Annotated in this window: 13 protein-coding genes; 5 read left to right on the top strand and 8 right to left on the bottom strand. The window is 73.1% G+C overall.

Features of this window, described 5'->3' with window-relative positions:
* The first annotated feature begins 53 nt into the window (after window positions 1-53).
* From Q3W71_RS14420 to Q3W71_RS14410, 3 genes are all read left to right on the top strand, one after another.
* Window positions 54-2,027, top strand: a complete 1,974-nt coding sequence (locus Q3W71_RS14420; RefSeq protein ID WP_302919823.1) for an ABC transporter ATP-binding protein — start codon at window positions 54-56, stop codon at window positions 2,025-2,027.
* 114 nt (window positions 2,028-2,141) lie between these two features.
* A complete protein-coding gene (locus tag Q3W71_RS14415; RefSeq protein WP_302919822.1) occupies window positions 2,142-3,191 on the top strand; it encodes an aldo/keto reductase in 1,050 nt (349 codons plus the stop codon).
* A 72-nt stretch (window positions 3,192-3,263) separates the two neighbouring features.
* Window positions 3,264-3,809, top strand: a complete 546-nt coding sequence (locus Q3W71_RS14410; protein WP_302919821.1) for an RNA 2'-phosphotransferase — start codon at window positions 3,264-3,266, stop codon at window positions 3,807-3,809.
* A gap of 96 nt (window positions 3,810-3,905) precedes the next feature.
* On the opposite strand, the gene Q3W71_RS14405 is transcribed toward Q3W71_RS14410, so the two are convergent.
* The 8 genes from Q3W71_RS14405 to Q3W71_RS14370 all read right to left on the bottom strand — a co-directional run bounded on the left by Q3W71_RS14405 (window position 3,906) and on the right by Q3W71_RS14370 (window position 11,437).
* Window positions 3,906-4,418 (bottom strand): NUDIX domain-containing protein, encoded by a 513-nt coding sequence (locus Q3W71_RS14405; protein ID WP_302919820.1) that lies wholly within the window; start codon window positions 4,416-4,418, stop codon window positions 3,906-3,908.
* Between the two features lie 528 nt (window positions 4,419-4,946).
* Window positions 4,947-5,588, bottom strand: coding sequence for an SRPBCC family protein (locus Q3W71_RS14400; protein ID WP_302919819.1), 642 nt, complete (start codon window positions 5,586-5,588; stop codon window positions 4,947-4,949).
* Window positions 5,585-5,956 (bottom strand): helix-turn-helix transcriptional regulator, encoded by a 372-nt coding sequence (locus tag Q3W71_RS14395; RefSeq protein ID WP_302919818.1) that lies wholly within the window; start codon window positions 5,954-5,956, stop codon window positions 5,585-5,587. The genes Q3W71_RS14400 and Q3W71_RS14395 overlap by 4 nt, the downstream gene beginning before the upstream one ends.
* Before the next feature lie 73 nt (window positions 5,957-6,029).
* Window positions 6,030-6,707 carry a TMEM175 family protein gene (locus Q3W71_RS14390; protein WP_302919817.1) on the bottom strand — a complete coding sequence of 226 codons (678 nt, stop codon included), beginning with the start codon at window positions 6,705-6,707 and terminating at the stop codon, window positions 6,030-6,032.
* 116 nt (window positions 6,708-6,823) lie between these two features.
* Window positions 6,824-8,203 carry a GH1 family beta-glucosidase gene (locus Q3W71_RS14385; RefSeq protein WP_302919816.1) on the bottom strand — a complete coding sequence of 460 codons (1,380 nt, stop codon included), beginning with the start codon at window positions 8,201-8,203 and terminating at the stop codon, window positions 6,824-6,826.
* A 36-nt stretch (window positions 8,204-8,239) separates the two neighbouring features.
* On the bottom strand, window positions 8,240-9,079 hold the full coding sequence (locus tag Q3W71_RS14380; protein ID WP_302919815.1) for a carbohydrate ABC transporter permease: 840 nt from the start codon (window positions 9,077-9,079) through the stop codon (window positions 8,240-8,242).
* Window positions 9,072-10,058: a carbohydrate ABC transporter permease gene (locus Q3W71_RS14375; RefSeq protein WP_302919814.1), complete on the bottom strand. Its 987-nt coding sequence runs from the start codon at window positions 10,056-10,058 to the stop codon at window positions 9,072-9,074. The genes Q3W71_RS14380 and Q3W71_RS14375 overlap by 8 nt, the downstream gene beginning before the upstream one ends.
* A 77-nt stretch (window positions 10,059-10,135) precedes the next feature.
* On the bottom strand, window positions 10,136-11,437 hold the full coding sequence (locus Q3W71_RS14370; protein ID WP_302919813.1) for a sugar ABC transporter substrate-binding protein: 1,302 nt from the start codon (window positions 11,435-11,437) through the stop codon (window positions 10,136-10,138).
* Between the two features lie 231 nt (window positions 11,438-11,668).
* Between Q3W71_RS14370 and Q3W71_RS14365 the strand changes: the two genes are divergently transcribed.
* Both Q3W71_RS14365 and Q3W71_RS14360 read left to right on the top strand, forming a co-directional pair.
* Window positions 11,669-12,868, top strand: coding sequence for an ROK family transcriptional regulator (locus Q3W71_RS14365; RefSeq protein WP_302919812.1), 1,200 nt, complete (start codon window positions 11,669-11,671; stop codon window positions 12,866-12,868).
* Between the two features lie 200 nt (window positions 12,869-13,068).
* Window positions 13,069-15,696 (top strand): discoidin domain-containing protein, encoded by a 2,628-nt coding sequence (locus tag Q3W71_RS14360; protein ID WP_302919811.1) that lies wholly within the window; start codon window positions 13,069-13,071, stop codon window positions 15,694-15,696.
* Window positions 15,697-15,884: the final 188 nt, after the last annotated feature.

The raw sequence follows: 15,884 nt of genomic DNA, 5'->3' as shown, positions 1-15,884 counted from the left end.
TGTCGGTAGTCTCGGGCGGCGTCCGGTTCACCCGCGTCCGCCCGGGAGGGTCCGTGGAGTCGATCGCCCGCCAGCGCCACCCGTCCGAGCCGGGCGACCCACCGGCCGAACCGCCCGACGACACCGCCACCGGCTCGGTCCTGCCCGAGCTGGAGGACTCGGCCTGGATGCACCACGCCACCGAGTTCGCGCACACCAGCTTCCGGGCGGTGGCCCGCCGGTTGCCCCGGCTGGTGCGCGAGGCGGTGGCGCTGGCCTGGGCCACCAGCCGCCGGGACACCGTCGCCTCCATCGGGTTGAACGTCGCGGCCGGGGTGATGACCACGTTCGGGCTGCTCGCCACGACCAGCGTGCTGCGCGAGCTGTTCGCCGCCGGTCCCACCCCGGACCGGGTGCGCGCCGCGCTGCCGGCGCTGGTACTGGCCGCCGCGGCGGTCTCCGCCCGGGGTGGCCTGCTGATCGCGGCCGGCTGGGCCCAGGCCCGGCTCACCCCGCAGATCAACTACGAGGTGGAGCTGCGGCTGTTCGAGGCCACCACGGCGGTCGACCTCGCCGCGTTCGACGACGCCGGCTTCGCCGAGGAGATGGACCGCGCCCGCGAGCGCGGGATCACCGAGGCGGCGTACATCGTGGACCACACGGTCAACTTGGTCACCGGGGTGGTCGGGATGGTCGCCACCGCGGTCGCGGTCGCGGTCATCCAGCCGGTCCTGCTGCCCTGCCTGCTGCTCGCGGCGGTGCCGGAGGCGGTCACCGCGGTTCGGGTGGCCCGCCGGCAGTACCTGGCCATGCTGGCCCGGATCACCCGCCGCCGGCGGATGTGGATGCTGGCCCACCTGATGGCCAACCGGCACACCGCGGCCGAGGTGCGCGCCTACCAGATGCGCGGGTTCCTGATCGCCGAGTACCGCCGGGTGATGGCCGTCGAGACCCGGGCCCAGCTGCGCCTGGTCCGGTCGCAGACCGGCACCCGGGTGGCCGGGGCCAGCGTCGCCGGGCTGGCCGCCTTCGGCGTCTACGCCGTCCTCGGCGCGCTGCTGCTCGGCGGGCTGGTGGCGCTCGCCGCGGCGGCGACCGCGCTGCTGGCCATCCAGTCCGCCCGGACCAGCCTCGGCGTCGCGGTCCTCGCCACCAACTCGCTCTACGAGGACGCCCTCTACTACCAGGACTACCGCGACTTCTTGGAACGCGCCAGCGGCCGGATACCGGCCACCGGTGGGCGAACCGTCGACGGCTTCGACGTGATCGAGCTCGACCGGGTCAGCCTGCGCTACCCGGACACCGCCCAGCCGGCCGTCGACGAGGTGAGCCTCACCCTGCGGCGGGGGCAGGTGATCGCGCTGGTCGGCGAGAACGGCTCCGGCAAGACCACCCTGGCCAAGCTCATCGCCGGCCTCTACCGGCCGACCGGGGGCACTATCCGGTGGGACGGCGTGGACACCGCCGACCTCGACCCCCGCGCCGTCGGCGAGCACGTGGCGGTGATGACCCAGGACTGGTGGAAGTTCCCGTTCACCGCCGGGCAGAACATCCGCATCGGCCGCCACGACCGGCCACCCGGGCGGCCCGGGCCGAGCGTGCGGGACGCCGCCCGCGCGGCCGCCGCCGACGAGGTGATCGACAACCTGCCGTACGGCTACGACACGCTGCTGGACCGCGAGTTCAAGAACGGCCACGACCTCTCCGGCGGGCAGTGGCAGCGGCTGGTCGCCGCGCGCGGGCTCTACCGCGACGCCGCGCTGCTGATCTGCGACGAGCCGTCCGCCGCCCTCGACGCCCGGGCCGAGCACGCGCTCTTCCAGCACCTGCGCCGGCACCCGGACCGGGCGGTCGTCCTGATCACCCACCGGCTGGCCAACGTCCGGCACGCCGACCAGATCTTCGTGCTCGACCAGGGACGGCTGGTCCAGCACGGCACCCACGACGAGCTGATGGCCGCCGACGGCCTCTACCGGGAGCTGTTCGACCTCCAGGCCAGCGGCTACCTGGCCGGCGCACCGGGGTCCGGCGACAGGGTCGCCCGCTGACCGGCCCGCTCGCCGCCCCCGCCCGGTGTTGACTTCCAGTGCACTCGAATTCCTAGCGTGGGCGGCGCCGCCGGCGGAACCGCCGCCGGGGCGAACACCGCGAGGAGCACCACCATGCGTCACCGGGTACTGGGCGGCACCGGCATCGAGGTCAGCGTCCACGCCCTCGGCACGATGATGTTCGGCGCGGTCGGCAACCCCGACCACGACGACTGCGTGCGGATCATCCACGCCGCGCTCGACCGGGGGATCAACCTGGTCGACACCGCGGACATGTACTCGGCCGGGGAGAGCGAGCAGATCGTCGGCCGGGCGCTGCGCGGCCGGCGTGACGACGTCGTGCTCGCCACCAAGGTGCACTTCCCGATGGGGGAGGGCCCCAACCGGGGCGGGAACTCGCGCCGCTGGATCCTGCGGGCGGTGCACGACAGCCTGCGCCGGCTGGGCACCGACTGGATCGACCTCTACCAGGTCCACCGCCCCGACCACACCACCGACGTCGAGGAGACCCTCGGCGTGCTCAGCGACCTCGTCCGGGCCGGCACCATCCGGGCCTTCGGCTGCTCGACCTTCCCGGCCGAGGAGATCGTCGAGGCCCAGCACGTCGCCGAGCGGCGCGGCCTGGGTCGGTTCCGCACCGAGCAGCCGCCGTACTCGATCCTGGCCCGGGGCATCGAGGCCGACGTGCTCCCGGTCTGCCAGCGGTACGGCATGGGGGTGCTGGTCTGGAGCCCGCTCGCCTCCGGCTTCCTCTCCGGCCGCTACCGGCAGGGCCGTCCGGTGGACCTGGCGGCGGGGCGTCCGGCGCTGACCCCGGCCCGGTTCGACCCGGCACTGCCGGGCAACGCGGCCAAGTACCGGGCGGTCGAGCAGCTGGTGGAGCTGGCCGACGGCCTCGGCCGGACGCTGCCGGAGCTGGCGGTGGCGTTCACCGCGGCCCACCCGGGCGTCACCTCGACGATCATCGGCCCGCGCACCATGGACCAACTGGACGGGCTGCTCGCCGGCGCCACGCTGACCCTGGACGACGCCACCCTGGACCGGATCGACGAGATCGTCCCGCCGGGCACCAACCTGTACCCGCCGGACGGCGTCTGGCGTCCGCCGGCGCTGACCGACCCGGCCCGCCGGCGCCGGCCGGTCGCCGAGCGCTCCGCCGCCTGACCCGGCGCGCCGGGCGGCACGCCGCGGGCGGGTCCGTCGGGGCGGGTCGGCGCGGCGGGTGACAATGCCGGGGTGGATCACGCGGATCTGGTCAGGTTGAGCAAGCGGATGTCGCTCGCGTTGCGGCACCAGCCCGGCCGGTTCGGCCTCGCACCCGACCGGGCGGGCTGGGTGCCGGTCGCGGAGTTCCTGGCCGCGCTGCGGATCGACCGGGCGGATCTCGACGCGGTGGTGGCCGGCAACGACAAGCAGCGGTTCGCGGTGGAGCGGGGCCCGGACGGCGTGGAGCGGATCCGGGCCAGCCAGGGGCACTCGTTCCCGGTCGACCTGGGGCTGGTGCCGGTGCCGCCGCCGGACACGCTCTACCACGGCACCGGCGCGGCGGCGGTGGCGTCGATCCGGGCCACCGGGCTGCACCGCGGCGGGCGGCACCACGTCCACCTGTCGCCGGACGTGGAGACCGCCCGCCGGGTGGGCGCCCGGCGGCCGGGCACGGTCGTGGTGCTCACCGTCGACGCGGCGGCGATGGCCCGCGACGGGCACGTCTTCTACCGCAGCGCCAACGGCGTCTGGCTCACCGACGCGGTGCCCGCCCGCTACCTGACCGGCACCCACTGACGGCGCACCGGGCCGGACCGGCCACCGCCCTGCCCGCGCGGCACCGGCACGCGGATCGCGGGCCGGGGCGGCGCTGGCCGCGAGGGGCGCCGGCGCTCAGTCGGTGTGGCGGGCGAGGAAGTCGGCCAGCACCCGGGTATGCGTGGAGAACGCCAGCTCGGTCGGCTCGGTGAGCACCAGCCACTCGGTGGCCTCCTCGGTCGGCGCCGAGGGCGGCAGCTCCGCGGCCGGCCGCTCGGGCAGCTCGCCGAAGAGCATCATGGTGCCGCCGGCCGGGGCGCTGTGCACCGCGAGGAGCCGGGCGTCCGCGGCGTCGGCGAGCAGGCCGGTCTCCTCGCGCAGTTCCCGGACCAGCGCGTCGTTCCACTCCTCGCCGTACTCGACGAAGCCGCCCGGCAGCGCGAGCAGACCGCGCGCCGGCTCGATGTCCCGGCGGACGACGACCACGCCGAGGCCCGCGGCCGTCCGGACCGGCAGCACCGCCACCGCGACGGGCAGCGGGTTGCGCCAGACCGTCTGCCCGCAGACCGCGCAGACCCGCGGCCAGCCGGCCTCCGCCGGGTAGGCGGCCCCGCAGTAGGAGCAGTGGGAGTACGGCACGCCACTCATGCCGCAGCACGTTACCGGCCACGGCGCGGGCCCTCACGACGGGCGGCGCCGGTCCCTGAGGCGGCACGGCGAAGGCCTGCCAGCACGACCACAGCGCTCTCACCGTCCGCGCTTTCGTTGTTGCATCAGCGGGACGTGCCTGGCGCGCGCGGTGCGCCCAACCGCCCCCCTTCCCGGCAGAGTCGCGCGGCGTCCCGACCGGCAGGGGACCATGCTCGTGCGAGTCCGATACCTCAGAGTCATCAAGATGACTCTGAGGTATCACGCCCGCGGGGAGTCACCGCCGCCGGCGGGGACACACCGACCCGGCGCGTGCTGCCGTGGTGGGCGGGGCGAATCGTCGCGGCCTGACCGGTCCAGCGGCATGCGGGCCGCGTGGCCCGTGCACGGGGCGCGAAGCATGGCGACACCCGCCACGCGCACGGCAGGGGTGGGGTGCGAGACGAGCCGCCGCAACCCGCCCTGCCGGCGCCCCCGGCTCGGCACCCCCGCACGGCGCTGCCGCCCAGCGCCGGGCGGGCGGCCGGCTCAGCTCTCCGGGGTGCCGGTGTAGAAGGCGGTGGTGCGGCCGGCGGCGGCCCGGGCCGCCTCGGGGTCGGTGCCGGCGGCGATGCTCGCCTCGCCCCACAGGTCGCTGGCCGTCGACATGAAGGCCCGGCCCTCCGGGGAGGCGCTCCAGGCCTCGCTCTGCTCCGGGCTGACCCCGCTGCCGTCGTTGGCCAGGTGCGTGGCCAGGCCGAGCAGGGCCAGGTCCCAGCCCACCCCGACCGCGCCCGGGCCGAACTGGTCCCAGCGCTCCTGGTCGACGTGCGCGATGTGGTCCAGCTCGAACCGGGTGCGGCCGTCGCCGGTCGGGGTCAGCCGGACCTCGATCCAGCTCACCTCGCCCATCATTTCCCAGGTGGCGGCGAAGCTCTTTGGCGGGTCGCAGCGCTCCACCACGCCGGACGCGTTGCCCTCCAACTGGTAGCGGCCGTGCAGCCGCAGGTCGCCGCTGACCGGCAGGAACCAGCGGGGGATGCGCTCGGGGTTGGTGCAGGCGTCCCAGACGTCCTCCAGCGGCGCGTCGTACGTCTGGCTGATGGTCGTCACCCGGGCCTCGCCGGCCTCCAGCGTCCGCTGGCCGACCTGGCGTCGGACCGCGTTGAGCTGGCTGGTCGCCTCGATCATGATTCTCTCCTTTCCTCGGGAGCGTCGGCGCGCTGCTCGCGCAGCCGCCGTTCGCGCTTGCCTCGGGCGAGCTCGGTGGCGAGGGCCTGCAGGGGTGGGGTCCAGAACCGGCGGAAGTGGCCGAGCCAGTCGTCGACCTCGCGCAGCGGCGCCGGGTCGACGGCGTAGAGCCGGCGGGTCCCCTCCGGCCGCACGGTGGTGAAGCCGTTGTCCCGCAGCACCTTGAGGTGCTGCGAGACGGCCGGCTGGGAGATGCCGAACTCCGCCCGGATCACGTCGCAGAGCCCGCCGGCGGTCATCTCGCCGCCGGCGAGCAGTTCGAGGATCCGGCGCCGCACCGGGTCGCCGAGCACATCGAAGGCGTGCACCGGCCAGTTATATCAGCGCCGACTTATTTAAGTAAAGGCGTATAGGAGGTTCGGCGTGTCGAGGGGGATCGGCTCAGCTCGGCCCGCGCGCCGGCGGCCGGCGCCGGCGGCGGATCCCCTCGCTGGTGACCGCGTGGTACGCGATCATGACCATGATGGCGATCAGCCCGACCACCGGGTCCACCAACCAGCCGAGCAGCCCGGCCAGACCGTAGAGGATCAACCCGGTGACCGGCCGCCGCGTCTGCGCCCGCACGTAGGCGTGGTCGATGCCCACCGCGCGCACCTCCGGCCGGCGGCGCAGGTAGCCGAAGACCACCAGCCACGGCAGCGACATCAGCGCCGCGGAGAGCGCGTAGAGGCCGACCGCCACCTGCCGGTCGTACCGGTCGCCGTGCTCGGTGAACGCCGCGGCGAGCACCGCGGTCGGGAACGGGATGATCACCACGCCGAACAGGATGGCGAGGTTGATCCAGTTCAGCGCCGGGGTGGTGCCGCGCAGCAGCCGCAACAGCGCGTGGTGGTTGAGCCAGAGGACGCCGACGTAGACGAAGGAGACCACGAAGGCGAGGTAGGCGGAGCCCTCGTGGAGCAGCGCCGGGAGCAGCCCGCCCGGCTCGTACGAGGGGACGCGCAGTTCCAGCACCAGCAGGGTGATGACGATCGCGAAGACGCCGTCGCTGAACGCCTTCATCCGGTCGAGTTCGGCCAGGCCGGGGCCGCCCGTCGGGTCCTGCTCCGTCGCGGCCACGAGGGGAGGCTACCGCCGTGCGGGCCGGCGCGGTGCCCCGCGCCAACCGACCACCCGGACGGGGCCCTGGGTGCCGCCCGGTGCGGCACCCAGGGTTCCCGGGCCCCGTCGGCCCGCTATCCGGCCACCGGGGCGACGGCCTGCGCCCCGGCGCGCCGCTGGTGGGCGCGGATCAGTTCGGCGTAGCGGTGACCGCTCGCCTTGACCGTCCGCCGCTGGGTCGGGTAGTCCACGTGCACCAGGCCGAACCGCTTGTCGTAGCCGTACGCCCACTCGAAGTTGTCCAGCAGCGACCAGACGAAGTAGCCGGCGAGCGGTACGCCCCGGCCGACCGCCCCGGCGCAGGCGGCCAGGTGCTGCTCCAGGTGGTCGGTGCGCTCCTTGTCCTCGACGGTGCCGTCCGGGGTGACCTCGTCGTCCGGCCAGGCCGAACCGCTCTCGGTGACGATGATCTTCGCTGGCCGATACTCCTCGTGCACCGCGACCAGCAACTGCTCCAGCCCGGCCGGGTACAGTTCCCAACCCATCGCGGTCTCCACCGAGCCGGGCACCGGCACCTGCCGGGCGTACGGTGGCGGCCCGGCCGGGTCGTCGACCACCACCTGCCGGAAGTAGTAGTTCACGCCGAGGAAGTCGGTCGGGGTGGCGATCACCGCCAGGTCGTCGCCGCGTACCGGTGGCTCCAGACCGTAGGTGGCGAGCATGTCGGCGGGGTAGCCGCGGCCGTACACCGGGTCCAGCCACCAGCGGTTGACGTGGCCGTCCATCCGCCGGGCCGCCGCGACGTCGGCCGGCCGGTCGGTGGCCGGCTCGATCGGGCTGAGGTTGAGCACCAGCCCGATCGACGCCGGGCGGGCGGCGTTCGCCCGGATCGCCCGGGTGGCCAGGCCGTGCCCGAGCAGCACGTGGTGCGCGGCGCGGACGGCCCGGGTCAGGTCCCGCTCGCCCGGGGCCATCCGCCCCTCCAGGTGCCCGATCCAGCACACGCAGAGCGGCTCGTTGACGGTGGTCCAGTCGGCCACCCGGTCGCCGAGCCGGGCGGCCACCACGGCCGCGTAGTCGGCGAACGCCTCGGCGGTGGAGCGCTCCGGCCAACCGCCGCGGTCCTGGAGCGCCTGCGGCAGGTCCCAGTGGTAGAGGGTGACGAACGGCCGGATCCCGGCGGTCAGCAGCGCGTCGACCAGCCGGTCGTAGAAGTCCAGCCCCTTCGGGTTCACCGCCCCGACGCCGTCCGGGCGCACCCGCGGCCAGGCCACCGAGAACCGGTACGCGTCGACGCCGAGCCGCCGCATCAGCCCCACGTCCTCCGGCCAGCGGTGGTAGTGGTCGCAGGCGACGGCCCCGGTGTCGCCGTTGTCGACGGCCCCGGGCACCCGGCAGAAGGTGTCCCAGATGGACGGTGCCCGACCGTCGGTGTCGACGGCGCCCTCGATCTGGTACGCCGAGGTGGCGACGCCCCAGAGGAAGTCGGGCGGCAGGTTGGACAGGTCCGGCACTTCTCGGTTCTCCTTCGGACAGCGGTGGACGTGGTCCTACTTGACCGCGCCGGCGGTCAGGCCGGCGACGAAGTAGCGCTGCAACGCCAGGAAGCCGGCCACGACCGGGACGCTGACCACCAGCGACGCCGCCATGATCTGGTTCCAGTAGACGTTGAACTGGGTGGAGTAGCCCTGCAGGCCGACCGCCAGGGTGCGGCTGTCCTCGTTGGTCATCACCGAGGCGAAGAGCACCTCGCCCCAGGCGGTCATGAACGCGTAAACGGTCACCGCGACCACGCCGGGCACCGCCGCCGGCAGCACCACCTGGAACAGGGTGCGCATTGGCCCGGCCCCGTCGACCTGCGCGGCCTCGTCCAGCCCGCGCGGGATGGAGTCGAAGTAGCCGACCAGCATCCAGATCGAGAAGGGCAGCGAGAAGGTGAGGTACGTGATGATCAGGCCGGTCCGGCTGGCGTAGAGCTGGATGCCGGTGGCGTTGCCGAGGTTGACGTAGATGAGGAAGAGCGGCAGCAGGAACAGGATGCCGGGGAACATCTGGGTCGACAGCACGGTCACCGAGAACAGGCCCCGGCCGCGGAACCGGTAGCGGCTCACCGCGAACGCCGCGAAGATCGCCACGGTGACCGAGAAGACCGCCGCCACGCTGGAGACGACCAGGCTGTTCACCAGGTAGCGGCCGAGCGGGACGGTCGACCACATGTCCACGAACGCCTGCAACGTGGGGCGCCGCGGCCACCAGGTGAACGCGTTCTGCACGTCCTGCAGCGGCTTGACCGCCGAGCTGACCATCACGTACAGCGGCACCAGGACGAAGATCGCGAGCAGGGTCAGCACGATCCGGCGGGCCCAGCGCTCGGTGGCCGTCTCACGCATCGTTCCTCCGGCGGTTGGTGATCAGCAGGTAGGCGGCGGTGACCACGAGCAGGAACAGCAGCAGCGCCACCGACATCGCCGAGCCGGAGCCGAAGTCCCAGGTCTTGAAGGAGCTGCGGTAGATGTGGATCGAGATCAGGTCCGCCTGCTCCGGGGCCGAGCCGCCGAAGAGCACGTACGGGGTGTTGAAGTCGTTGAAGGTCCACAGGAACAGCACCAGCAGCAGGACCAGGTTCACCGGCCGCAGCATGGGCAGGGTCACCGAGCGCAGCCGCCGCCAGAAGCCGGCCCCGTCCATGGCGGCGGCCTCGTAGAGGTCGCCGGGGATGTTCTGCAGGCCGGCCATGATGCAGAGGAAGGCGAACGGCCAGGAGCGCCAGACCGACACGATCAGCAGCGCGACGAAGCTGTTCCCGCCGATCAGCCAGAACGGCTTGTCGTCGGCCAGGTGCAGCTGGTCGACCAGGACGTGGTTGACCAGGCCGGTGTCCCGCTGGAACAGGAAGCTCCAGGTGATCACGGCGGTGTAGACCGGCAGCGCGTACGGGGTGAGGAAGAGCGCGCGCAGCACGCCCCGGCCGCGGAACGGCCGTTGCAGCAGCACCGCCGCGGTGGTGCCGAGCACCCAGGAGAGCCCGACCGAGGCGACCGTGTAGGCGACGGTCACCCAGAACGAGTGCAGCAGTTCGGCCCCGGCGGCGGAGTCGAAGTCGAGCACCACCCGGTAGTTCTCCAGGCCGACGAAGGGCGCGGTGGACCAGTCCCGGATGTGGAACTGGGTCAGCTCCAGCAGGCTCATCCACGCGCCGACGAGCATCGGCACCACGTGGATCGCCAGCTCCAGCACGATGGCCGGGGCGAGCAGCAGGTACGGCAGGAGCGACCGGCGGGGCCGGCGGAGGCGGCTCCGGCCCGGCCGGCCGCCCCGGGCCGGCCGGCCGGGCGCGGCGACGTCCCGGGGGGTGGTGCTGGTTGCCATCGGGGTCCTCTCGCTGGGTGGCCGTGGGAGGGTCGGCGTCCCTCCCACGGCCACCGGTCCGGCGGGTCGGCGCGTCGTCAGCGCATCTGCTGCTGGGCCTGGCTCAGCTTCTGCCGGACGCTGTCCTCGGTGACCGGCTTGCCGCTGGCCGCGTCGGCGAACAGCTCCTTGATGGCGGTGCCGACCAGCGTCTCGAAGGTGCTCTCCTCGGGCACCTGCGGCAGCGGCGCGGCCGTGCTGGCCAGGGTCTCCTGGAGCACCTTCTGCTCCGGCGCGGCGAACGCCGGGTCACCGGCCACGGTCTTCACCGGGGGCAGCGAGCCGTACGTCTTGTTGAGCGTCACCTGCTCGGCGTCGCTGGTCATGAACTTGACGAACTCCAGCGCGGCGTCCCGGTTCTTGGTGTGCTTGAACACCGCCATGTTGATTCCGGCGACCATGCTGTTGACCTTCTTGCCGCCGGCCGGCGGGGCGGCCAGGAACGGCACCGGGGCGATCCCGTACGCGTCGGGGGCCATGTTCTGCGACTTCAGGTTCGATCCCGCGGCCTGCCAGAGCAGCATCGCGGCCTTGCCGTTGGCGAAGTCGGAGACCGACTGGTTCTGCGCGTACTCGGCGTTGCTCGGGTTGACGATCTTGTCGACGGCCATCAGGTCGACGTACCGCTTCACCGCGGCGACGTTCTGCGGGGTGTCGAACGTCGGCTTGCCGGCCGGGTCGAACCACTCGCCGCCGTACTGCTGGCTGAAGGTGAAGGCGTGGTGGGCGTTCTCCGACGGGTTCGCGCCCTCGACCGCGAGACCCCACTTCCCGCCCCCGGTGAGCTTCCGGCCGGCCTCGGCCACCTGTTCCCAGGTGGTCGGCGGGTTGGTGATGCCGGCGTCGGCGAACGCCTTCTTGTTGTAGTAGAGGGCGTAGGCGAGGCTGTAGAGCGGCACCGCCGCGGGCGGCTTGCCGGGGGCGCCGGCGGCGGCCAGCGCGGCCGGGACGAACCGGTCCTTGCCGCCGACCTTGGCCAGCGTGGCGTCGTCGAACTCCACCAGCGCGCCGGTGGCCTGCAACGAGGCCGACCAGGTGTTGCCGATGTTGACCACGTCCGGGCCCTGGCCGGAGGTGGCGGCGGCGAGCAGCCGGTTGAGCAGGTCCGACCAGGGCACCACCTCGACGTTGACCTTGATGCCGGTCTGCTGCTCGAACTTCGCCAGCTCCGGCTGGAGGATCTGCTTGTCGGCCTCCAGGCTGGCGCCCTGGTTGCTGGCCCAGTAGGTGAGCGTCTTCGCGCCGCCCGAGGAGGAGTCGTCGCCGGAGCCGCCGCAGGCGGTCAGCGAGGCGGCGGCCAGCACGGCCGCGGTGAGTATCGCCAGGTGTCGTCTCGACACGGGTCTGCCCTTCCGGTGCGAGTGATGGGGGTCGCCGGCGCCGGGTGGAGCGGGGGTCGCGGAGGGGCCGGCGGGACGGGTGGGGCCGGTTCCGGCGGCGGGCCGCCGGACGGTGTCGCGAGAGTTACATCACGCCTTAATGAATGTCGTCATTAAAGTGGTTGTCTTCAGGGGTCGTCAAGCACGGGGTCGTACAGTCGCCTCGGACGGCCCGGGGGATCGAGGTGGCGTGTGGAGTTGGCGCGAGCGACGAATCGCGGCGTCCGGCTGCGGAACCGGTCGGCGCTGCTGTCGAAGCTCTTCCTCGACGGTCCGCTGACCCGCCAGGACCTGGTGCGCAGCACCGGGCTGAGCCAGCCGGCGGTGAGCAACGTGGTGGGCGACCTGATCGACGAGGGTCTCGTCGTCGAGGCGGGCGCGGCCGAGTCCGACGGCGGCCGGCCCAGCATGATCCTCCGGGTCGCGCCGCGGTTCGCCTTCGTGGTCGGGGTGGACGTCGGTGAGACCCGGGTGCGGGTCGAGCTGTTCGACTTCGCGATGGCGCTGCTGGCCAGCGTCGAGTACCCGCTGGACCCGGCGCGCACCGAGCCGGCGCTGGTCGCCGGGCACGTGCTGGCCGGCATCGACGCGGTCACCACCCGCGCCGGCGTGGACACCGACGCCGTGCTCGGCGTCGGCATCGGGGTCTCCGGCGTGGTCGAGCAGGGGGAGCGGGCGGTGGTGCACGCCCAGGCGCTCGGCTGGGACCGGGTGCCGCTGGAGGGGCTCATCTCCGCCGGCACCGACCTGCCCCTGCACATCGACAACGGCGCCAAGACCCTCGGCCAGGCGGAGATGTGGTTCGGCGCCGGCCGGGGCGCCCGGCACGCGGTGTTCGCGCTGGTCGGCTCCGGCGTCGGGGCGGCCGTGGTGACCAACGGGGTCACCTACCGGGGGGCGTCCAGCAGCGCCGGGGAGTGGGGGCACACCACCCTGGTGTACGGGGGCCGGCCCTGCCGCTGCGGCGCGCGGGGCTGCCTGGAGGCGTACGTCGGGGCCGAGGCGATCATCGACCGGTACCGGGAGGCGCGGCGCGGCCGGCCGGTGCCCGGCGACGACGAGGAGTCGCAGCTCGGCGCCCTGGTCGACGCGGCCGCCACGTCGGCCACCGCCCGCCGGGTGCTCGACGAGACCGCCGGCTACCTGGGCGCCGGGGTGGCCAACCTGATCAACCTGTTCAACCCGGAGCGGGTGGTGCTGGGCGGCTGGGCCGCGATGGCGCTGGGCGACCTGCTGCCGGCCGTGCGGGAGGCCGCCGGCCGGCAGGCGCTGCGCCAGCCGTACGAGCAGGCGTCGATCGAGCTGTGCCGGCTCGGCGTCGACGCGGTGGCACTGGGGGCGGCCACCCTGCCGATCGCCCGGCTGCTCGCGGCCGGCGGCGTGCGGCCCTAACCGGCATATCGAACCTTCGGGATATATAACAGCGTTATAGATCGATGTCTTGACGGCGTCGCAACCGCGCCGTAACACTTCCCCGAGAGCGCTCTCCAGTCGCGGTGCCCGTCCCGGTGGCACCACCTCCCGCACCGCGGCCGGCCTCCCGTCACCCCGTCATGCCCGGCGTCCGAACCCCCCTATCGACAGGCGAAGTCATGACATCTCGCGCTACATCCGTACGCCCGGCACCGGGCCGCCGGCCCCACCGGCGTACCCTCATCGGGCTGGTGGTCGCGCTGGTCGCGGCGCTGGCGCCGACCGGCCTGACGCCCCCCGCGCAGGCGGCGCCGGTGCTGCTCTCCCAGGGCCGACCGGCCACCGCCTCCTCCACCGAGAACGCCGGCACCCCCGCCGCGGCGGCCGTCGACGGCAACACCGGCACCCGCTGGTCCAGCGCCTTCAGCGACCCGCAGTGGCTCCAGGTCGACCTGGGCACCCGGGCCACCATCAGCCAGGTCACCCTGGTCTGGGAGGGCGCCTACGCCCGGGCCTTCCAGCTCCAGACCTCCGACGACGGCAGCGCCTGGACCACCGTCCACACCACCACCGCCGGCACCGGCGGCACGCAGACCCTGACCGTCAGCGGCGCCGGCCGCTACGTCCGGATGTACGGCACCGCGCGCGCCACCGGCTACGGCTACTCGCTCTGGGAGTTCCAGGTCTACGGCGAGACCGGCGGCGGCACGCCCACCTGCGGCAGCGCCAACGCGGCTCTGGGCCGCCCGGCCACCGCGTCGTCCACGGAGAGCGCCGGCCTGGCCGCCTCGGCCGCCGTGGACGGCAACACCGGGACCCGCTGGGCCAGCGCCGCCAGCGACCCGCAGTGGCTGCGGGTCGACCTGGGCAGCACCCAGACGATCTGCCGGGTGGTGCTCAACTGGGAGGCCGCGTACGGCAGGGCCTTCCAGATCCAGACGTCGGCCGACGGGTCGGCCTGGACCACCATCTACAGCACCACCACCGGCACCGGCGGTGTCCAGACCCTCACCGTCACCGGCAGCGGCCGGTACATCCGCGTCTACGGCACCGCGCGGGCGACCGGGTACGGCTACTCGCTCTGGGAGTTCCAGGTGAACACCACCGGCGGGACCACCGACCCCGGCATCCCGCCCACCGACCCGCGCAACCCGAACTTCGGGCCGAACACCTTCGTCTTCGACCCGTCCACCCCGACCGCCACCATCCAGAGCCGGCTGAACACCCTGTTCACCCAGCAGGAGACCAACCAGTTCGGCCCGCAGCGGTACGCGGTGCTGTTCAAGCCCGGCAGCTACACCGCCGACGTCAACCTCGGCTTCTTCACCCAGGTCGCCGGCCTCGGCCTGAGCCCGGACGACGTGAACCTCAACGGCCACGTACGGGTCGAGGCGTTCTGGATGGGCGGCAACGCCACGCAGAACTTCTGGCGGGCCGCGGAGAACCTGTCGGTGACCCTGCCGGCCGGGGTGACCGTGGAGCGGTGGGCGGTGTCCCAGGCCGCGCCGTACCGCCGGATGCACCTGCGCGGCGCGCAGAACCAGATCCAGCTCTGGAACGGCGGCGACGGCTGGTCCAGCGGCGGGCTGATGGCCGACACCCGCATCGACGGCCTGGTCGTCTCCGGCTCGCAGCAGCAGTGGTACTCGCGCAACAGCGAGTTCGGCAACGGCTGGACCGGCTCGGTGTGGAACATGGTCTTCCAGGGCGTCGTCGGGGCCCCCGCCCCGCACTTCCCGAACCCGTCGCACACCGTCATCCCGCAGACCCCGCAGGTGCGGGAGAAGCCGTTCCTCTACGTCGACGGCACCGGCGAGTACCGGGTCTTCGTGCCGGCGCTGCGCGCCAACTCCACCGGCACCAGCTGGTACGGCAAGACCCCGGCCGGCTCGTCCATCTCGCTGTCGCAGTTCTACCTCGTCCAGCCGGGCACCAGCGCGGCCACCATCAACGCCGCGCTCGCCCAGGGCCGCCACCTGCTGTTCACCCCGGGCGTGCACCACGTCACCGAGCCGATCCGGGTCGACCGGCCGGACACGGTGATCCTCGGCCTCGGCCTGGCCACCATCCAGGCCGACAACGGCACCGTGGCGATGCGGGTGGCCGACGTGGACGGCGTGAAGGTGGCCGGCATCATGTTCGAGGCCGGCCAGGTCACCTCGCCGGTTCTGATGGAGGTGGGCCCGCCCGGCTCGGCGGCCAGCCACGCGGCCAACCCGACCTCGCTGCACGACGTGTTCTTCCGGATCGGCGGGCCGGGTGTCGGCCGGGCCACCAACACGCTGACCGTCAACAGCGACAACGTGATCGGCGACCACATGTGGCTGTGGCGAGCCGACCACGGCGACGGTGTCGGGTGGACCGTCAACACCGCCGACACCGGCCTCACCGTCAACGGCGACAACGTCACCATGTACGGCCTCTTCGTCGAGCACTACCAGAAGTACCAGACCGTCTGGAACGGCAACGGCGGCCGGACGTACTTCTACCAGAACGAGATGCCGTACGACCCGCCGAACCAGGCCGGCTGGATGAACGGGGCCACCCGGGGCTACGCCGCGTACAAGGTGGCCGACTCGGTGACCAGCCACCAGGCGTGGGGGCTGGGCAGCTACTGCTACTTCAACGTCAACCCCGCGGTGGTCGCCGACCGGGCATTCGAGGTGCCGACCAACCCGAACGTGCGGTTCACCAACATGGTCACCGTCTCCCTCGGCGGGGTCGGCACGATCAACCGGGTGATCAACAACGTCGGCGAGACCGCGAACGCGGCCCACCAGCAGTCCTACCTGACCAACTACCCGTAGGCCGGTTGCCGTGGCGGGCCCGGCCGGGTGTCCGGTCGGGCCCGCCCGGCGTGGGCCAGCCGCCAACCCCTACCCGGTCGCCCTTGACGAACCGCCTGGCCACACCGGTGCCGACTGATCGTATTGACACTGTGTCACCAAGTCGACACTCTCGTTGCGAGCAAATTCCGTGATCGGTGTGCTGGCGC

Source organism: Micromonospora sp. C28SCA-DRY-2 (genome assembly GCF_030519475.1).
Taxonomy (GTDB): Bacteria; Actinomycetota; Actinomycetes; order Mycobacteriales; family Micromonosporaceae; genus Micromonospora.
This window is presented reverse-complemented; position numbering and strand designations above follow the sequence as displayed.